General features: G+C 69.3%; 13 protein-coding genes. 11 read left to right on the top strand and 2 right to left on the bottom strand.

Annotated elements, in window-relative coordinates:
• The first annotated feature begins 92 nt into the window (after window positions 1–92).
• The 7 genes from ACG01O_RS01060 to ACG01O_RS01090 all read left to right on the top strand — a co-directional run bounded on the left by ACG01O_RS01060 (window position 93) and on the right by ACG01O_RS01090 (window position 10908).
• A complete protein-coding gene (locus tag ACG01O_RS01060) occupies window positions 93–3533 on the top strand; it encodes a transglutaminase family protein (protein ID WP_394380266.1) in 3441 nt (1146 codons plus the stop codon).
• A gap of 36 nt (window positions 3534–3569) precedes the next feature.
• The gene (locus ACG01O_RS01065; protein WP_394380269.1) at window positions 3570–3854 is read left to right on the top strand and encodes a ribbon-helix-helix protein, CopG family; all 285 of its coding nucleotides are present in this window, start codon (window positions 3570–3572) and stop codon (window positions 3852–3854) included.
• Window positions 3851–4138 carry a type II toxin-antitoxin system RelE/ParE family toxin gene (locus tag ACG01O_RS01070; RefSeq protein WP_394380272.1) on the top strand — a complete coding sequence of 96 codons (288 nt, stop codon included), beginning with the start codon at window positions 3851–3853 and terminating at the stop codon, window positions 4136–4138. The genes ACG01O_RS01065 and ACG01O_RS01070 overlap by 4 nt, the downstream gene beginning before the upstream one ends.
• Window positions 4139–4147: 9 nt before the next feature.
• Entirely contained in the window at window positions 4148–4999 is an 852-nt protein-coding gene (locus ACG01O_RS01075; RefSeq protein WP_394380275.1) for an alpha/beta fold hydrolase, read from the top strand.
• A gap of 7 nt (window positions 5000–5006) precedes the next feature.
• Window positions 5007–7664, top strand: a complete 2658-nt coding sequence (locus tag ACG01O_RS01080) for a circularly permuted type 2 ATP-grasp protein (RefSeq protein WP_394380278.1) — start codon at window positions 5007–5009, stop codon at window positions 7662–7664.
• A complete protein-coding gene (locus ACG01O_RS01085; RefSeq protein ID WP_394380280.1) occupies window positions 7655–8581 on the top strand; it encodes a transglutaminase family protein in 927 nt (308 codons plus the stop codon). Before ACG01O_RS01080 ends, ACG01O_RS01085 begins: the two co-directional genes overlap by 10 nt.
• A 194-nt stretch (window positions 8582–8775) precedes the next feature.
• Complete coding sequence (locus ACG01O_RS01090; RefSeq protein ID WP_394380283.1) at window positions 8776–10908, top strand: RICIN domain-containing protein; 2133 nt, start codon at window positions 8776–8778, stop codon at window positions 10906–10908.
• A 59-nt stretch (window positions 10909–10967) separates the two neighbouring features.
• Here the strand turns inward: ACG01O_RS01090 and ACG01O_RS01095 are convergent, their stop codons facing one another.
• Window positions 10968–12098, bottom strand: a complete 1131-nt coding sequence (locus ACG01O_RS01095; protein ID WP_394380286.1) for an ABC transporter substrate-binding protein — start codon at window positions 12096–12098, stop codon at window positions 10968–10970.
• Between the two features lie 170 nt (window positions 12099–12268).
• On the opposite strand from ACG01O_RS01095, the gene ACG01O_RS01100 reads away from it, so the two are divergent.
• Window positions 12269–12814 carry a DinB family protein gene (locus ACG01O_RS01100; protein WP_394380289.1) on the top strand — a complete coding sequence of 182 codons (546 nt, stop codon included), beginning with the start codon at window positions 12269–12271 and terminating at the stop codon, window positions 12812–12814.
• Window positions 12815–12909: 95 nt separating this feature from the next.
• Complete coding sequence (locus ACG01O_RS01105; protein ID WP_394380292.1) at window positions 12910–13560, top strand: PEP-CTERM sorting domain-containing protein; 651 nt, start codon at window positions 12910–12912, stop codon at window positions 13558–13560.
• A 100-nt stretch (window positions 13561–13660) separates the two neighbouring features.
• Here ACG01O_RS01105 and ACG01O_RS01110 read toward each other — a convergent pair whose 3' ends face one another.
• Window positions 13661–17221: an indolepyruvate ferredoxin oxidoreductase family protein gene (locus tag ACG01O_RS01110; RefSeq protein ID WP_394380294.1), complete on the bottom strand. Its 3561-nt coding sequence runs from the start codon at window positions 17219–17221 to the stop codon at window positions 13661–13663.
• Between the two features lie 111 nt (window positions 17222–17332).
• On the opposite strand from ACG01O_RS01110, the gene ACG01O_RS01115 reads away from it, so the two are divergent.
• Complete coding sequence (locus ACG01O_RS01115; RefSeq protein ID WP_394380297.1) at window positions 17333–17803, top strand: Lrp/AsnC family transcriptional regulator; 471 nt, start codon at window positions 17333–17335, stop codon at window positions 17801–17803.
• Window positions 17804–17891: 88 nt separating this feature from the next.
• A complete protein-coding gene (locus ACG01O_RS01120; RefSeq protein WP_394380301.1) occupies window positions 17892–18905 on the top strand; it encodes a sensor domain-containing diguanylate cyclase in 1014 nt (337 codons plus the stop codon).
• Window positions 18906–18909: the final 4 nt, after the last annotated feature.

The following is an 18909-nucleotide window of genomic DNA, read 5'->3' on the forward strand; positions in this document are numbered from 1 at the left end:
AAGAAGGTCGCCCGCCGGGGCGAACTCCCGGCATGGGCCAGGCCACCAATCCAATCTCAGAGAAAGCGTCGCCCTCCAGCGATGACCCACGCATGAGCATCCACGTCGCCCTCAAGCACGTCACCCGCTACAAGTACGACCGCCCCGTCAACCTGGGCCCCCAGGTCGTGCGCCTGCGCCCGGCGCCCCACTGCCGCACGCCCGTGCTCAGCTACTCGCTGCGCATCGAGCCAGCCAACCACTTCATCAACTGGCAGCAAGACCCCTTCGCCAACTACCTGGCGCGGCTCGTGTTTCCGGAGAAGACCACCGAGTTCACGGTCACCGTGGACCTGGTGGCCGAGATGGCGGTCTACAACCCGTTTGACTTCTTCCTGGAACCGCACGCGCAGACCTTCCCGTTCGCGTACGACGAGGCCCAGCAGGTCGAGCTGGCGCCGTACCTGCAGGTGGAGCCCACCACGCCCCGCCTGGCGGCCTATCTGGCCGGCATCCCGCGCACCGAGCGGCCCACCATCGACTTCATCGTCGACCTGAACCAGCGCGTGCAGCAAAGCGTGTCCTACCTGATCCGCCTGGAGCCCGGCGTGCAGACGCCGGAGGAAACGTTGGAGAAGGCCTCGGGTTCCTGCCGTGACTCCGGCTGGTTGCTGGTGCAGGTGGCGCGCCACCTGGGGCTGGCGGCGCGCTTCGTGTCGGGCTACCTGATCCAGCTCACGCCGGACGAAAAGGCGCTGGACGGCCCCAGCGGCACCGAGGTGGACTTCACCGACCTGCACGCCTGGTGCGAGGTGTATCTGCCCGGCGCGGGCTGGATCGGGCTGGACCCGACCTCGGGCCTGCTGGCCGGCGAAGGCCACATTCCGCTGGCCGCCACGCCCACGCCCAGCAGTGCTGCGCCCATCAGCGGCGGGGTGGACAAGAGCGAGGTGGAGTTCGACCACGAGATGAGCGTCACGCGCATCTACGAGTCACCCCGCGTGACCAAGCCCTACACCGACGACCAGTGGAGCCGCATCCTCAAGCTCGGCGAGCAAGTCGACCGCGAATTGCTGACCGGCGATGTGCGGCTGACCATGGGCGGCGAGCCCACCTTCGTGGCGGTGGATGACCGCGACGCGCCGGAATGGAACACCGAGGCGCTGGGCCCCACCAAGCGCATCTACGCCCAACAGCTCACGCACCGGCTGCGCGATGAATACGGCCAGGGCGGCTTCCTGCACTTCGGCCAGGGCAAGTGGTACCCCGGCGAGCAACTGCCGCGCTGGGCGCTGTCCATCCACTGGCGGGCCGACGGCCAGCCCTGCTGGCGCAACCCCGACTGGTTTGCCGACGAGCGCGAGCCGCACCGCTACACCAGCGAAGACGCGGACGTCTTCATGAAGGCGTTGACACGCCGCCTGGGGCTGACCGACACCCACGTGCAGCCGGGCTATGAAGACACCTGGTACTACCTCTGGCGCGAGCGCCGCCTGCCGGTGAACGTGGACCCGTTCGATTCGCGCCTGGACGATGAACTGGAGCGCGTGCGGCTGCGCCGGGTGTTCGACCAGGGCCTGTCGCACGTGGTGGGCTACGTGCTGCCGCTGCGCCACAGCGGCGAGGCCCCGGCGCTGGCCGGCACGCGCTGGCAAACGGGCCCCTGGTTCCTGCGCGACGAGCGCCTGTACCTGCACCCCGGCGATTCGCCCATGGGCTGGCGCCTGCCGCTGGACTCGCTGCCCTGGGTGGCGCCGGCCGATTACCCCTACCTGGTGGAGCAGGACCCGTTCGCCCCCCGCGGCATGTTGCCGGCCTCGGCCACGCTGCGTGCGCAGGTGCAGGGCGTGTCGTCCACCGGGCCCACGCCTGCGCAGCGGCCGCAGGCGGCGAGCGCCGGCCGCCCGGGTGCGGTGGGCGCTCCGGGCGATGGGTACGGCCTGAGCGCGGACGGCTCGCCCGACCGCTTTGCCAGCGCCGGCGGCGTCACGCGCACCGCGCTCTGCGTGGAGGCGCGCGACCCCCGCCGCGCCAACGGCCCGGCCGCCGAAGGCAAGGGCCAGGCCAGTGGCGTGCTCTACGTCTTCATGCCGCCGCTGGAGAAGCTGGAGCACTACCTGGAACTGCTCACCGCGGTGGAGGCCAGCTGCGAGGACACGGGCTACAAGATCGTGCTGGAGGGCTACCCCCCGCCGCGCGACCCGCGGCTGAAGGTGCTGCAGGTCACGCCGGACCCGGGCGTCATCGAGGTCAACATCCACCCCGCTCACAACTGGCGAGAGCTGGTGTCGCACACCGAGTTCCTGTACGAAGCTGCGCGCTTGACGCGGCTGTCGACCGAGAAGTTCATGATCGACGGCCGGCACACCGGCACCGGCGGCGGCAACCACTTCGTGATGGGCGGCGCCACGCCGGCGGATTCGCCCTTCCTGCGCCGGCCGTCGCTGCTGGCCTCGTTGCTGGGCTACTGGCACAACCACCCGTCCTTGAGCTACCTGTTCAGCGGGCTGTTCATCGGCCCCACCAGCCAGTCGCCGCGCGTGGATGAAGCCCGCAACGACCAGCTGCGCGAGCTGGAGATTGCGCTGGGCGAGATCTTCAAGGCCGAGGCGAAGTTCGGCGAAGCCATGCCGCCGTGGCTGGTGGACCGCACGCTGCGCAACGTGCTGGTGGACGTGACCGGCAACACCCACCGCAGCGAGTTCTCCATCGACAAGCTCTACTCGCCCGACTCGTCCACCGGGCGCCTGGGCCTGCTGGAGCTGCGCGCCTTCGAGATGCCGCCGCACGCGCGTATGAGCGTGGTGCAGCAGTTGCTGCTGCGCGCCTTCATCGCCCGCTTCTGGCAGCAGCCCTACAAGGCGCCGCTGGTGCGCTGGGGCACCGAACTGCACGACCGCTGGCTGCTGCCGCACTTCATCCGCGAGGACTTTGCCGACGTCATGCAAGACATGGCCGAGGCCGGCTACGCATTCGACGCGAGCTGGTTCGCGCCGCATGTGGAGTTCCGCTTCCCCAAGTACGGCGAGTTCGCCGCACGCGGCGTGCACGTGACGCTGCGCGGCGCGCTGGAGCCCTGGCATGTGATGGGCGAGGAGGGCGCGGCCGGCGGCACGGTGCGGTATGTGGACTCGTCGCTGGAGCGGCTGGAGGTGCACGTGAGCGGCCTGGTGGACCCGCGCCACCGCATCACCGTCAACGGCCACCCGCTGCCGCTGCAGCCCACTGGCCGCGTCGGCGAATTCGTGGCCGGCGTGCGCTACCGCGCTTGGCTGCCGCCCTCGGCCCTGCACCCGAGCATCGGCATCCATGCGCCGCTGACCGTGGACCTCATCGACACCTGGCAGCAGAAGTCGCTCGGCGGCTGCCGCTACTTCGTGGCCCACCCGGGCGGGCGCAACTACGCCACGCTGCCGGTCAACGCCTACGAGGCCGAGAGCCGACGCCTCGCGCGTTTCACGTCGCACGGCCACACGCCGGGTCGCGTGGAGGTGGGTGAGCCGCGGCGCAGCCTGGAGTTCCCGTTCACGCTGGATCTGCGCAAGGCTGGGTGATGTAGCACAATTGCGCTACATCCTTTGGAGGCTGAGATGTCCACCACCACGATCCGCCTGGAAGATGACCTGAAGGAGCGCCTCAGCGCTGCCGCCGAGCGGGCGGGCAAGACGGCGCATGCCTTCATCCGCGATGCCATCGCGGAGTCCGTCGCGCAGGCGGAGTTCGATGCGGAAACCGATCGCATCTGCGAAGAGCGGTGGGCGGATTTCTCGGAGACGGGTGAGGCCATCCCGTGGGACGAGGTGAAGGCCTACATGAAGGCGACCGCTGCGGGCAAGAAGGCCAAGCGGCCGGTGCCCCGCAAGATCCTCGGATGACGGCGATCCATTTCACGGCTGCCGCGCTGGCAGACCTGGAACGGATTCGAGATTTTCTTCGAACGCATGATCCCGACCACCTGGTGGACCGGATCGATGAACTTCTGGAGGGGCTCGACGTGCTGACGCATGCGCCGGAGATCGGCCGTCGCTCCGGCGCCAAATCGCGGGAGCTGGTGATCGGCCGCGCTGGGCGTGGCTATGTGGTTCGCTATCAATACATGCAGCGCGTCGACGCTGTTTTCGTCATGCTGGTGCGCCATCAGCGCGAATCCGGCAAGTAGGTCCCGTCCATGCACATTGAAATCCAACCGGGCGTTCGCCTGTTCGTCGACATCGAAGGCCTGGGCCACGTGCCTGACGGCCGCGCGCTGCGCGAGAAGCCCACGCTGGTGTTGATCCACGGCGGCCCGGGCTTTGATCACACGGCCTTTCGGCCCTTCTTCAGCCGCTTGGCCGACCTGTGCCAGGTCGTTTACTTCGACCAGCGCGGCCACGGCCGCAGCAGCCCGCGGCCACTGGGCGAATGCCGGCTGGACACGCTGGCCGACGACGTGGTGCGTCTGTGCGACGCCTTGGGCATCGTCAAGCCCATCGTGCTGGGTCAGAGCTTTGGCGGCTTCGTGGCCCAGCGCTACCTGGCCCGCCACCCGGCGCATCCGGCCAAGGTCATCTTGTCCAGCACTTCGCACCACTTCGGGCTGGAACGCAAGGTGCACCACTTCGGCCGCCTGGGCGGACCGGCCGCCGCGCAGGCCACGCGCGACTTCTGGGAGCGCCCCGGGCCCGACACGTGGGGGGCTTACGAGCAACACTGCCGCCACCTCTACAACACCCGCCCCAAGGACCCGAACGCGGGCGGCTGGATGCAGTTCAACCCCGACATCCTGTTCGAACACACCCGCACCGAGCTGCCCGGCATGGACCTGCGCCCCGGCCTGGCCGCGGTGCAGTGCCCGGTGCTGGTGATGGCCGGTGAGGAAGACCCGGTGACGCCGCCGGAAGACGCCGAGGAGATCGTGGCGGCGGTGCCCGCGCCGTGGCGCGCCGGGTTCGAGCGCTTCCCCGGCGTGGGCCACGGCGCGTGGCGTGACGACCCCGATGCCGCCGAGCGCGTGCTGCGGGCCTTCCTGACCGCGGCCTGACCCCGCCATGGGCGAGCCCACCCCCAGCCAGTGGAGCCTGCTGCCGGAGGATGCGGCCGATGTGTCTGCGCCCGACCCGGTGGCCCAGGCCCAGGCGGCGGCCCTGCGCAGCCGTGACGGGCACTTCAACGAGCTGACCGGCCAGGTCAACCAGCCCGGCGAGCCGCAAGGCCCGCTGGCGCCGCGCTGGCAGCGCTTCTTCGCGGCGGGTGGCGCGGCGGGGTGGCAGGAGTTGGGGGCCAAGGCCTTGCGCGTTCAGCGCCGCGTGCTGGAAGACGGCGCGAGCTACAACGTCCACAGCGACGGGCCGCCGCTGCCCGGCCGTGAAGGCGCGGCGGGCCTGAACCTGGCGCGCCACTGGCCGCTGGAGTTGCTGCCCATGCTGATCGAGCCCGACGAGTGGCGGGAGATCGAGTCGGGCATTCGCCAGCGCGCGCGGCTGTTGAACGCGGTGATGGCCGACCTGTACGGCGAGCGCCGGCTGCTGCAGCAGGGCCTGCTGCCGGCCTCGCTGGTGCTGGCGCACCCGCAGTACCTGCGTGCCATGCACGGCCACCAGCCGCCCGGCGGCGTGCACCTGCATGTGCTGGCCTTCGACCTCACCCGCGGGGCCGACGGCCACTGGTGGGTGGTGGGCCAGCGCACGCAGGCAGCGTCGGGCCTGGGTTATGTGCTGGAGAACCGGCTGATCGTGGCCCAGCAGTTCCCGGACGCTTTCCGCCAGATGCAGGTGCAGCGCGTGGCCGCGAGCTACCGCGACTTCATCCAGGCGCTGATCCGGCTGTCGCCGGCGGGCGAGGGCAGCCGCGTGGCCTTGCTCACGCCGGGGCCGCGCAACGAAACCTATTTCGAGCAGGCCTTCCTGGCGCGCTACCTCGGCATCACGTTGGTGGAGGGGGCTGACCTGACCGTGCGGGGTGACAAGGTCTACCTCAAGACCCTGGGCGGCCTGGAGCGCGTGGACGTGCTGCTGCGCCGCGTGGACGACACCTGGCTGGACCCGCTGGAACTGCGGGCGGACTCCATGCTCGGCGTGCCGGGCCTGTTGCAGGCCGTGCGGGCCGGCGCGGTGGTGGTGGCCAACATGCCCGGCGCGGGCTGGCTGGAAAGCCCCGGCCTGGCTGCGTTCTGGCCGGCGGTGGCGCAGGAGCTGCTGGGCGAAACCCTGGAGCTGCCGGCGCTGCAAAGCTGGTGGTGCGGCGAAGAAAGCGCGTGGCGCACGCTGCGGCCGCGTCTGGCCGAGTTCATCGTGGTGCCCAGCTTCTCGGCCAGCAGCACCACGCGCAGCTTCCAGCCCGTGGTGGCGGCCGAACTGGACGGCGACGCCCTGCGCGCGCTGGCCGACCGCATCGATGCCGACCCGGCCGCCTACACCTTGCAAGCGCGGGTCAAGCCCACCAAGCAACCGGTGTGGACGCGCGGCGCGCTGGAGCCGCGCGTGGCCGTGCTGCGCGTGTTCGCGCTGACCGACGGCCTGGGCGACTGGACCGTGCTGCCCGGCGGCCTCACGCGGGTGGCTCCGCGCCGTGACCCGGTGGCCGATGCCTGGCTGTCCATCCAGCGCGGCAGCTTGAGCGCCGACACCTGGGTGATGACCGACGGCGCGGTGGACACCACCTCGCTGTTGAACCGCCCCATGCAGCCGGCCGACCTGGCCCGGGTGCACTGGACCGTGACCAGCCGCGCCGCCGAGAACCTGTTCTGGCTGGGCCGCTACACCGAGCGGGCCGAAAACAGCGCACGCCTGGCGCGCCACGTGATCGAGGCCAGCGTGATGGCCCGGCGGGGCGCCATGGCCCCGGCCATGCTGCCGCTGCTGGACGCATTGGCCCGCCGCCACGGGCTGGTCGGCCCGACCGCGCCACCTGCGGCGACTGATGCGCGGGGCTTCGAGCACGCGCTGCTGGCCGCGCTGCTGCCAGGCTCGGGTGTCACCAGCGTGGGCTGGAACCTCAAGGCCTTGCAGGGGTGCGCGCAGGCGCTGCGGGAGCGCTTGTCGCCCGAGTCGTGGCGGCTCATCCATGAAACCGCCGCGCAGTTCGAGCAGCACTTGCGTGCGGTGCTGGACCGCCCGGCGCTGGTCGATGCGATGGCCCCGGTCAGCGATGTGCTGAACGTGCTGGGCCGCGCTGACACGCATCTGGCCGCCATCACCGGCGCGCAAACCGACCGCATGACGCGGGACGACGGCTGGCGGCTGCTGTCCATGGGCCGGCAGATCGAGCGGCTGGCCTTCCATGCCGACGTGCTGGCCGAGGCCTTCGAGCAAGGTCTGGCGCTCACCGAAGACGGCTTTGCGCTGCTGCTGGGGGTGTTCGACTCCACCATCACCTACCGCGCGCAGTTCCAGGCCCGGCGTGAGGCCGCGCCCCTGCTGCACCTGCTGGTGCACGACACCGACAACCCGCGCTCGCTGGGCTGGGTGGCGCGCACGCTGCGCGAGCGCTTCGCCAAGCTGGCCCGGCACCAGCCCGAGTGGGTGGCCGAGGTGGCGGCCGACCTGCCGGTGCCCGAAGCCTGGCCGCTGGACGAACTGGCCGAGCCCGGCCCGGTGCTGGTGAACCAACTGCGCCGTGCCGCCGCGCAAGCCACGGCACTGTCCAGCCTGCTCAGCCAGCGCTACTTTGCGCACGTGCTGGGCAGCGACTTGAGGGTGTGGCAGTGAAGCTGAGCGTTCACCACGTCACCGAGTACAGCTACGCCACGCCGGTGGAGTGGGCGCACCACACCGCGTGCCTGGCCCCGCAGGACACGCCCTGGCAGCAGGTGCACGACTGGCAGCTGGACATCGACCCCGTGCCCGACGGCTGGGCCGCGCTCGGCCGGCCGCTGGAGGCGGCCGAGATTGCGCGCCACCTGCGGCAAGACCCCTGGGGCAACCGCCACCTGAGTTTTGGCCACGCCCGCGTGCACGAGCGCTTGCGGGTGGACAGCCGCTTCGTGGCCGACCTGCAGCCGCGCCCCGGCCCAGACCCCCAGCGCGGGCCGGCCTGGGAGGCCGTGGCGCAAGGCTTGCGCTACCGCGCCGGCCGCGCCCTGCAGGCGGCCGAAGAGTTCGCTCTGGCCTCGCCCCACACCGTGCCGGACAGCGCCCTGGCGGCCTACGCGCGCCGCGCGTTCTCGCCGGGCCGCACGCTGGCTGCGGGCGGGTTGTCACTCATGCACCAGATCCATGCCGACCTGCAGTACCTGCCGCACAGCACCACGGTGGCCACGCGGGCCAGCGATGCGCTGGCGCAGCGCAGCGGCGTGTGCCAGGACTTTGCCCATGTGTTCATCGCCGCGTGCCGGGCCCTGGGGCTGGCCGCGCGCTATGTCAGCGGCTACCTGCTGACGCATCCGCCCGCCGGCCAGCCCCGGCTGGTGGGGGCCGACGCTTCGCACGCCTGGGTGGAACTGTGGTGCCCGGAGCAGGGCTGGCTGGCCCTGGACCCCACCAATGCCGTGCCGGCGGGCCTGGACCACGTCACGCTGGCCTGGGGCCGTGACTACGCCGATGTGGCGCCGCTGCGCGGCGTGCTGCGCGGTGGTGGCATGGCCAGCCTGCACGTGGCCGTGACGGTGGAGCCGTTGGCCGGCTGAGGGCTGTGCCGCCGCACCCCCCTAGATCGCACATCCAGGCCGTACAGCCAGACCGCACATTCCCGCGTAAACCCTGTTCGCGTTCCGGCCGCGGCCGCCTAAATTCCCGCCCGATTGGAATCGGTTCCAATCCCGGCGGCCGGCCTGTGAATGTCCGTGCCTCCGAGTTCAAAAGAACCAGCACGGAGACCTTCATGACCGCATCTCACCCGCGCCGTGGGCGCACCCCCGCACGCGCCTGGGGGGCTGGCCTCGCCACCCTGGCCGCCGCCTTCACGCTGGCCCTGCCGGGCTTGGCGCAGGCGCACAGCAACTTCCTGAAAACCGATGGCCGCCTGGTGCGCAACCAGAACGGCACGGGCGACGTGGTGTACCTGCGCGGGGTGAACCTCGGCGGCTGGCAGGTGCATGAGCCGTGGATGTCGGCACTCGCCGGCGTGAAGGACGACCACACCATGCGCAGCACGCTCAGCCAGCGCTTCGGCGATGCCGGGCGCGACGCGCTGATCAACGCCTACCAGGACAGCTACCTGCAGGAGAAGGACTTCCGCCTGCTGTCCAACCTGGGCATGAGCGCGGTGCGCCTGCCGATCTACTACCGCAACCACATGAACGAGGACGGCAGCTGGAAGCGCGACCCCGCCGGGCGGCCGGACCTGCGCCGCATCGAGTGGGTGGTGGCCATGGCCAAGAAGTACCGCATGTACGTCATCCTCGACCTGCACGGCGCCCCGGGCTCGCAGAACGGGGCCGACCACAGCGGGCAGATCGGCGGCTCCGGCGCGCTGTGGAACAGCGCCACCTTCCAGGCGCAGACGCTGACCTTTTGGCGCGAACTCGCCACGCGCTTTCGCAACGAGTCGACCGTGGCGGGCTACGACGTGCTGAACGAGCCGTCGACCGTGTACCCCGCCGCGGCCACGCGCCCGGTGCTCGACATGTACGACCGCATCTACCGCGAGATCCGCGCGGTGGACCCGAACCACATCGTCATCATGGAAGGCATCTGGGACTGGACCGCCATCACCCGGCCGAGCGACTACGGCTGGACCAACGTGATGTACGAGTTCCACTACTACAACTGGGGCAACGACAGCAATTACCAGTCGCAGGTGAACTTCGTCGAGCAGAAGGTGAACCAGGAGCAGCAGTACCTCTCCTACAACGTGCCGCACTACGTGGGCGAGTTCATGCTGTTCAACCTGCAAAGCAGCTGGGAGTACGCCCTGCGCCGCTACAACGAGGTGGGTTGGCACTGGACGAGCTGGAGCTACAAGGGCACCAACGTGGGCAACTGGGCGCTGTACAACCACGCCAACGCCGGTGCTGCCACGCCCAATGTGGCGACTGACAGTTACGCCACCATCGAGTCCAAATGGCGCAGCTGGGACGTGGAGCAGAACATGGTGGCCAACACCATGCTCAACGGCGTGTTCAAGGCCGCGCTCACCGGTGCCAACAGCCTGATCCGCCCGCTGCCGTATGAAGGCCGCTGGCCCGCTGGCAGCAAGCTGGAGGCCGAGCACTACTACGCGCAGAGCGGCGTGAGCTTCGACACCACCAGCGTGGGCAGCCTGGATGCCGGTGACTGGCTGCGCTACATCGACCTGGACTTCGGCGCGGGCATGGACCGCATCCGGCTGAACCTGGCGGTGGACCCGGCCTTTGCCGGCAAGACGCTGGAGGTGCGGCTGGACAGCCCCACCGGCGCCCTCGTGGGCACCGTGACCGTGCCGAACACCGGCGGCTGGACGACCTACCGCGAGGTGGTGGCCCCCATCCAGCGCACCACGGGCCTGCACAACGTGGTCCTCGTGGCGCGAGGCGGCAACGGCGTGGCCAACCTGGACTGGCTGAAGTTCGAAGACAGCACCGGTGGCGTGGTGCCGGGGCAGCCGGTGTCTGGCCGCAACTACGCGGTGGTGGCCAAGCACAGCAACCGCAGCCTTGATGTGAAAGACGCCTCGCTGGCCGATGGTGCGCCGCTGCAGCAATGGGCTTACGGCGGCGGCGCCAACCAGAAGTGGACGGCCACCACCACCGGCAACGGCCTGTGGCAGCTGCGCTCGGTCAGCAGCGGCAAGTGCGTGGATGTGGCGGGCGTGAGCACCGCCAACGGCGCGGCCGTGCAGCAGTGGGCCTGCACCGGCGGGGCCAACCAGCAGTTCCGCCTGGAAGACCAGGGCGGTGGCTACTTCTACGTGCGGCCGGCCCACAGCAACAAGTGCCTGGACGTGACCGGCGTGTCCACGTTGGACGGCGCGCTGGTGCAGCAGTGGGACTGCGGCGGGGACAACACCCGCTGGCGCTTTGACGCCGTGCAGTGACCTGGGGAGCGGGCGCGCCGGCGAGGCTGGCGCTGCCCTTGCGGGGCGAGGTCAGCGCGTCAGCGCTTGACCTTGCCGTCCGCCGTCAGCATGGACAGCTCCACAAAGCTGGAGCCCACGTGCCGCGTGCCGCTGAACTGCAGCCGGTAGCCGCGCGCGTCGTAACCTGACAGCCCTTCCAGCGCGTTGATGAAGGCCTCACGGTTGGGCCGGCCGCCCATGCGGCGCAGCGCGTCCACCACCACGCGGGCGGCGAGGTAGCCCTCGATGCTCGTGTAGTTCGGCTCGGCCTTGGGGTCCAGCTTGTGCAGGGCCTGCTGGTAGTCGTTCACCAGGCCGGCTGCGGTGCCGAACGGCGAGGGCATGACCTGCGACACCACCACGCCGGCCGCGTCTTTACCCAACTCGTCGGCCAGCGCCTGTGTGCCCACGAACGACACGTTGTAGAACTGGCCGCCGTAGCCTGCCTTGCGGGCTTCACGGATGAACGCGGCGCAGCCCTTGTAGGCGCCGATCTGCACGATGGCCTCGGCGCCCAGCGGCACCAGCGTCTTCACGGCGGCGGCCACATCCACGCTGTTGCGCTCGACCGTGGCAACACCCAGCGCCTGCAGGCCGCGCTTTTCCAGCGCCCGCTGCACGCCCTTCAAGCCCGCTTGGCCGTAGGCGTCGTTCTGGTGGAAGACGGCGATCTTCTTCAGGTCCAGCTGCGTGAGCTGTTTGACGATGAGTTCCGTCTCGTCGTAGTACGACGCGCGGATGTGGAACACCAGCCGGTTGAACGGGTCGCGCAGCGCCTCGGCGCCGGTGAACGGGGCCACGAAGGGCAGCTTGGCCGCCGTGGCCAGGGGCAGGGCGGCGAGCGACGTGGGCGTGCCCACGTAGCCGAACAGCGCAAACACCTCGTCCTTGATGAACTTCTCGGTGTTGGCCTTGCAGCGCACCGGGTCGTAACCGTCGTCCAGCGTCTTGAGCACCACCGGCAGGCCGGCCACGCCGCCCGCAGCGTTCACGGTCTCGAGGTAGGCCTTGGCGCCCAGCTGCATTTGCAGGCCCAACTGGGCGGCGGGGCCGGTGAGGGGCACGGACTGGCCCAGCACGATGCCGCGCTCTTGGGCGCGAGCCGAAAAAGCCGCCGGCAGCCCGAGGCTGGCCAGCGCAAGTTGATGGAAGCGACGACGGGTTTGCATGGGGCGGCATCATGCCCCCACCCGGGCGTCTCGGCTGTGAACTAAATCGGCTCCGGTGCAATCCCGAGGTCAATGGGCCTTCGGGTTTGTTAGCAAACATTGCAGAACCGCTGCCGGACCCGTGGAGCGCACCCTTGGCATCGATTGCGACGCCCACCCACAATCGGCGCATGAACCTGCACCTCATCCAAGCCCGCGCCAACCGCTTGGCCAATCACCGGCTGCTCCACGCGGTGGCGCAGTTGGGCGAGGCCGAATTCCACGCGCCGCGCACCAGCTTCTTTCCGAGCCTGGCCCTCACGCTCAACCATGTGCTGAACGTGGACCACTACTACATCGCCGCGCTGCATGGTGACGCCGACATGCGCCACATCTGGGCCCGTTATGTGCCCGCCCGCACGGCGCAGGAACTGGCCGAGCGCCAGGCCGTGAGTGACGAGCGGCTGATCACCTTCTGCGCGCGCCTGGAACCCGACGACGACCGCCGCGTGGTGGCGTTCGACCGGGGCAGTGGCATCGAGTCCGGCCCGCGCGAGCCCCTGGGGCGCGTGCTGGCGCACCTGTTCATGCATCAAACCCACCACCGCGGCCAGGCGCACGCCATGCTGGCCGGCACGTCGGTGAAGCCGCCGCAGCTGGATGACTTCATCCTGCTGGGGGACGACAAGCACCGCGTGGAAGACATGGCGGCACTGGGCTGGGCCGAGCCGGTTTGAACTCTCGGCGCACAGGGATGAAATCACCTAGCCAGAACGCAGACGACTGCCGCCAGAATTTGGCGCCCTAACAATTCCTTCAGGGAGAAGGTCGGATGAAGCGGTTCCTGACGTCGATGGCGGTTGCCATCTCGTTGCCATGCGCAGTGGCGCACGCCACAACAATCTACGACACGATCGGTGTTGGAAATGCCTATGAAAACCAGCAGGGCTGGACCATTGGCAACCCGAGCAACGGTGCGCACTATTCGTCTTTCGCGCAATTCAGCCCCTTGCAGTCGGGCTACCTCGCGAGCGCGATCGCGCCTATCTGGCACGGAGGTGGCGCGTTGGCACCCCTTCGGTTTGAAGTCCGCGCCGATGAAGGTGGGCACCCCGGCGCCGTTCTTGCGTTGGCCACGGTCAGTTTTGGTGCTAACGGTGGGCTGGTGTCGGGCGCATTCTCCGGAGATGTCTGGATATCCGCTCAACGCGCCTACTGGTTCGGGTTGGCCGCAACCGATCCCACCACGCTTGTCGGCTGGTATCAGAACCCCGGCCAGGTCAAGGGCCTCAACGCGTCCACGGGTGCCTTGTGGCAGCAGCCCAATGAATGGTTTGTTCAGACCTGGACCCTTGGGGCGTTTCAGCTTGACGCGCGCGTTGCCGCGGCGGTGCCGGAGCCCGCAAGCGCGCTGATGTTGAGCATGGGCTTGTCTCTTGTCGTTCTCGGCGCAGCCCGTCGCAAGCGCGCTGCACTGTCGTAGTCTTGCGGCAAACCATCGGCGCGTTCCCGTCGGTGTTTGCTCCGGAGGTCTGGCCTCGGTTCTCCGGATGAGGCCGGCGGTGCGCCGTTCGCCCTTCTGACTAGAGCTCCGCGACACCCTTCACCCGCACCGGCATCGCCACCGGCTGCACCGACACCTCGGCCGTACCGCCGTGGAAGCGGTCCAGCAGCGCCTGCCACTGCTTCTTTACGGCCACCACGTTGGCGTGCTTCACGTGGCCATAGCCGCGGATCTTCTCGGGCAGGCGGGCCAGGTCCACGGCCGCGGCGAGGTTGTCGGCCGTCAGTGACGCGAGGATCTCGTCGATCAGCTGTTCGTAGTCGGCAATCAGCTGCCGCTCCATGCGGCGCTCCTCGGTCTTGCCGAAGACATCCAGCGCGGTGCCGCGCAGGCCCTTGAGCTTGGCCAGCCACTTGAAGGCGGTGAAGGTCCACGAACCGAGTTCGATCTTCTTGGCGCGGCCGTCGGCGCCGGGCTTGGCAATCAGCGGCGGCGCGAGGTGGAAGCTCAAGGACTTCCAGTTCTCGAACTGGTCTTTCATGGCCTGCTCGAAGCGGCCGTCGGTGTAGAGGCGCGCCACCTCGTATTCGTCCTTGATGGCCAGCAGCTTGGCGTAGTAGCGGGCCACGGCCTGCGTCAGGCGCTGGCCTTTGCCGAGCGTGCCTTCCGCGGTGCGTACGCGGTCGACGAGCGCACGGTAGCGCTGCGCGTAGGCGGCGTTCTGGTAGTCGGTCAGGAAGGCCATGCGGCGCGCGATCAGGCCGTCAGACCCATCGAGCTGGTCGAAGTTGAAGAACTTCACGACGTTGACGTCGCCGGTCAGGCGCTGCAGCGCATCCGGCGCGGCGATGGCCAGGCGGCCGAGGGCAAAGGCCGTTTTGTTGGCCTCGACCGCCACGCCGTTGAGTTCGATCGCACGCATGAGCGCCGCTTCGCTCACAGGCACCAGGCCGCGCTGCCAGCAGGCGCCCAGCATGATGATGTTGCTGGGCAGCGTGTCACCCATCAGGCGCTGGGCGATGTCTTGCGCATCCACCGTGTCCAGTGCCCCGTGCTCGCCCACGGCGAACTTCATCTTGGCCAGCAGCGAGTCGCCTTGCAGCGAGGCATCGGGGTTGCGCACGAAGCCAGCGGTGGGCAGTTCATGCGTGTTGGCCAGGATCACGGTGCGCCCGGCTTTGACGGTGCCCAGCGCGTCGGGCGAGGCGCCCACCACCATGTCGCAGGCCAGCAGCACGTCGGCCTGTTGGGTGTCGATGCGCACCTGGTTCAGCAGGTCCAGCGTGGGCGCCACGCGCACGAAGCTCAGCACCGCGCCGCCCTTTTGCGCAAAGCCCATGAAGTCCAGCACCGAGGCCTGCTTGCCTTCCAGGTGCGCGGCCATGGACACGAGTGCGCCCACCGTGACAACGCCCGTGCCGCCCACGCCGGTGACCAGCATGTCGAACGGCCCGGTCCACGCCCACGTGGCGGGCGGGTGGATCGCCGCGATCTCGCGGGCCAGGTCTTGCGCGGTGTAGCGGGCGCCGGCCTTTTTCTTCAGCACCGGGTCGTGCACCGAGACAAAGCTCGGGCAGAAGCCGTTCACGCAGGAGAAGTCCTTGTTGCAGCTGCTCTGCTCGATGGTGCGCTTGCGGCCCCAGTCGGTCTCCACCGGCACGACGCTCAGGCAGTTGCTCGCCACGCCGCAGTCGCCGCAGCCTTCGCAGACCGCCTCGTTGATGAAGATGCGCTTGGGCGGGTCGGCGAACTCGCCCTTCTTGCGGCGGCGGCGCTTCTCGGCGGCGCAGGTCTGGTCGTAGATCAGCACCGTCACGCCTTCGATGTCGCGCAGCTCGCGCTGCACGGCGTCCATCTCGCTGCGGTCGTGGAAGGTGGTGCCGGCCGGGAACAGGCCGTGGTGGCCGTCGTACTTGGCGATGTCGTCGGACACGACCACCAGCTTCTTCACGCCCTCGGCCTCCACCTGCCGCGCGATCTGCGGCACGCTGGTGGTGCCGTCCACCGGCTGGCCGCCGGTCATGGCCACCGCGTCGTTGTAGAGGATCTTGTAGGTGATGTTGGCCCGGGCCGCGATGGCCTGGCGGATGGCGAGGTAGCCCGAGTGGTAGTAGGTGCCGTCGCCCAGGTTCTGGAAGACGTGCTTCTCTTTCGTGAAGCGCGAGTGCGCCGCCCAGTCCACGCCCTCGGCGCCCATCTGGATGAGGCCCGAGGTGCCGCGCTCCATCCAGCTGGCCATGAAGTGGCAGCCGATGCCGGCCAGTGCCCGTGAGCCTTCCGGTAGCTTGGTGCTGGTGTTGTGCGGGCAGCCCGAGCAGAAGTAGGGCTGGCGGCGCACGCCGTCGGCCGCATTGCTCAGCAGGCAGGGCGTCAGGAAGTCGACGACGAGGTGGCGGCGGTCCAGCGCGGGGTTCAGGCGCGCGAGCCAGTCGGCCACGGTGTTCATGATGCGGCTGGGGCGCAGCTCGCCCAAGGCGCTCAACACCGGAGCGCCGTGTTCGTCGGTCTTGCCCACGACGCGCGGGCGCTGGAACTCGGGCAGGTGGTAGAGCAGCTCCTTGATCTGGCGCTCCACCACCGGCCCCTTTTCCTCGATGACGAGCACGTCGGTCAGGTTGCTGCAGAACTCCACGATGCGCGTGGGCTCCAGCGGGAACACGAGGCCCACCTTGTAGACGCGCACACCGGCCGCGGCCAGCGCGTTGGGGTCCAGGTCCAGCCGGCGCAGCACCTCCATGAAGTCGTAGTGCGCCTTGCCGACGGTCACGATGCCCAGCGTGGCTGCCGGGCTGGTGACGATGTGCTTGTCGATGCTGTTGACCTTGGCAAAGGCGCGCACCGCATCCAGCTTGTGCGCCAGGCGCGATTCGAGGTCCAGCGAGGGCAGGTCCACCGCGCGGATGTGCAGGTTGGTGGGCGCGACGTAGTCAACCGCATGCTCGAAGTCCAGCGGCACGGCGTCCAGGTCCACCGTCATGCCGCTCTCCACCACCTCGGAGATCGCCTTGAAGCCCACCCACGCGCCGCTGAAGCGGCTCAGCGCCCAGCCGTACAGGCCGAACTCCAGGTACTCGGCCACGTTGGCCGGGTGCACCAGCGGCATGCTCCAGGCTTGCAGGGCCTGGTCGCTCTGGTGCGGCGTGCTGCTGGACACGCAGCCGTGGTCGTCGCCGCACACCACCAGCACGCCGCCCTGGGTGCTGGTGCCGTAGACGTTGCCGTGCTTGAGCGCGTCGCCCGAACGGTCCACGCCCGGGCCCTTGCCGTACCACATCGCAAACACGCCATCGACGGTGCGCTGCGGGTCCAGCGCCACGCGTTGCACACCCAGGCAGGCGGTGGCAGCCAGGTCTTCGTTGATGGCGGGGAGGAACTCGATGTGGGCCTGGTCCAGGAACTTCTTGGCCTTCCACAGCTGCTGGTCCACCATGCCCAGCGGGCTGCCGCGGTAGCCCGAGACGAAGCCGGCGGTGTTCAGCCCGTTGCGCTCGTCCAGCCGCTTTTGCGCCAGCAGCAGGCGCACCAGGGCTTGCGTGCCGGTCAGGAACACCGCGCCCTGGTCGGCGGCGAGGTTGTCGCTGAGGCGGTAGTCGCGCAGTGCCGGCGTCTGGGCGGCGTTCACAGCGGGCAGGTCGGGCATCGGAGTCTCCTGTGGGGCGCGAGATTCTTTCGCTGCTGGGCCGAAAGAACTTGCCTGAATGCCTGCGATTCCGGGTTGTGAGGAGAATATTCAACTCACAAAATCGCGTCTATGGAAACAAACGAACTCGACCGGGCCAGCCGACAGATTCTGGAGGCCCTGCAGGCCGATGCGCGGCTCAGCACGCAGGCGCTGGCGGACAAGGTGGGGCTGTCGGCCACGCCCGTGTGGCGCCGGGTGCGGGAGTTGGAGGAGCGCGGCGTCATCCGCGGGCAGGTGGCGCTGGTGGACCGGGAGAAGCTGGGGCTGTCCATCCTGGTGCTGGCCAACGTGAGCCTGGTGCGGCACAGCGAGGGCGCGGTGGAGCAGTTCGAGCGCCTGGTGGCCGGCACGCGCGAAATCATCGAGTGCCACGCCATCACCGGCGAGGCGGACTACGTCATCAAAGTGGTGGCCACCGACATGAAGGCGTACGACCAGTTCCTGCAGCAGCAGATCTTCAAACTGCCCGGCGTGGCCAGCGTGCGCAGCAACGTGGTGCTGCGCGAGGTGAAGTACGACACGGCCCTGCCCGTCGGTTGAAGCGGGTTTGGGCGCTGGCCCTTGTCGCCTTCAGTGTCTACAGTCGGCCACTGAGTGCATCCACCCGCGCGCCCCGGCGCCGCCCGCCATGGATTCCTTCTTTTCCCAGCTTTCCGCCTCCGTCACCCAGGCCCGCTCGCTGGAAGAGCTGACCCGCCCCCTGCTGGAGGTGCTGGAAACCGTGACGGGGCTGGAGTCCACCTACCTCACCACGGTGGATCTGCAGGCCGGGCGCCAGCAGGTGGTGTTCGCCCACAACACGCAGCAACTGCGCATTCCCGAGGGCCTGAGCGTGCCCTGGGACGACACCCTGTGCAAACGCGCGCTGGATGAGGGCGTGCCCTACACCGACGATGTGGCCCACGTCTGGAAAGACTCTGAGGCGGCCCAGCAGCTGGGCATCCAGACCTACGTGAGCACCCCGGTGCGCACGGACGACGGCTCGCTGTTCGGCACGCTGTGCGCGGCCAGTTCGCAGCGCAGCCCGCTGAGCGACACCGCCGGGCAGGCGATGCTGATGTTCGCCCGGCTGATCGAGCAGCAGGTGGAACGGGAGCGGCTGGTGGAGCGGCTGCACCGCGCCAATGCGGAATTGCAGACCCAGGCGCTGACCGACGTGTTGACCGGACTGCCCAACCGCCGTGCCTTGATGCAGGAAATGGCCCGGCTGATTTCGCTGGCGCAGCGCACCGGCAGCTGGTTGCTGGCCGGCTGCATCGACCTGGACGGTTTCAAGCAGATCAACGACACCCACGGCCACGCCGCTGGCGATGCCTTCCTGTGTGCGGTGGCGGCCCGGCTGCAGCAAGTGCTGCGCTCGGGTGATGTGCTGGCTCGCTTGGGCGGCGACGAGTTTGTGGTGGTGGGCCTGGGGCCGCGGCTGGACGCCGACGGGGCCGAGGCCGCCCGGCTCATGCAGCGCCGCCTGGCGGCTGCCACCGTGGGCAGCCACGACGTGGGCCACGCGCGGCTGGACTACCCCGGTGCCAGCGTGGGCGTGGCCTGCCTCGATTCCCTGCAGGCGGATGCCGCCCAGGTGCTGCACGAGGCCGACGCGGCGATGTACCGCGTCAAGCAGGGGCGCCGACTCGGCGCGAACTGAGCTT

The organism is Pelomonas baiyunensis (assembly GCF_043555935.1).
In the GTDB taxonomy this organism is placed as follows: domain Bacteria; phylum Pseudomonadota; class Gammaproteobacteria; order Burkholderiales; family Burkholderiaceae_C; genus Pelomonas; species Pelomonas baiyunensis.

What these genes read in the sequence shown, in the direction of transcription:
- ACG01O_RS01060 (WP_394380266.1), top strand. Translation starts at nt 93, where the DNA reads ATGAGCATCCACGTCGCCCTCAAGCACGTCACCCGCTACAAGTACGAC.
- ACG01O_RS01065 (WP_394380269.1), top strand. Translation starts at nt 3,570, where the DNA reads ATGTCCACCACCACGATCCGCCTGGAAGATGACCTGAAGGAGCGCCTC.
- ACG01O_RS01070 (WP_394380272.1), top strand. Translation starts at nt 3,851, where the DNA reads ATGACGGCGATCCATTTCACGGCTGCCGCGCTGGCAGACCTGGAACGG.
- ACG01O_RS01075 (WP_394380275.1), top strand. Translation starts at nt 4,148, where the DNA reads ATGCACATTGAAATCCAACCGGGCGTTCGCCTGTTCGTCGACATCGAA.
- ACG01O_RS01080 (WP_394380278.1), top strand. Translation starts at nt 5,007, where the DNA reads ATGGGCGAGCCCACCCCCAGCCAGTGGAGCCTGCTGCCGGAGGATGCG.
- ACG01O_RS01090 (WP_394380283.1), top strand. Translation starts at nt 8,776, where the DNA reads ATGACCGCATCTCACCCGCGCCGTGGGCGCACCCCCGCACGCGCCTGG.
- ACG01O_RS01095 (WP_394380286.1), bottom strand. Translation starts at nt 12,098, where the DNA reads ATGCAAACCCGTCGTCGCTTCCATCAACTTGCGCTGGCCAGCCTCGGG.
- ACG01O_RS01100 (WP_394380289.1), top strand. Translation starts at nt 12,269, where the DNA reads ATGAACCTGCACCTCATCCAAGCCCGCGCCAACCGCTTGGCCAATCAC.
- ACG01O_RS01105 (WP_394380292.1), top strand. Translation starts at nt 12,910, where the DNA reads ATGAAGCGGTTCCTGACGTCGATGGCGGTTGCCATCTCGTTGCCATGC.
- ACG01O_RS01110 (WP_394380294.1), bottom strand. Translation starts at nt 17,221, where the DNA reads ATGCCCGACCTGCCCGCTGTGAACGCCGCCCAGACGCCGGCACTGCGC.
- ACG01O_RS01115 (WP_394380297.1), top strand. Translation starts at nt 17,333, where the DNA reads ATGGAAACAAACGAACTCGACCGGGCCAGCCGACAGATTCTGGAGGCC.
- ACG01O_RS01120 (WP_394380301.1), top strand. Translation starts at nt 17,892, where the DNA reads ATGGATTCCTTCTTTTCCCAGCTTTCCGCCTCCGTCACCCAGGCCCGC.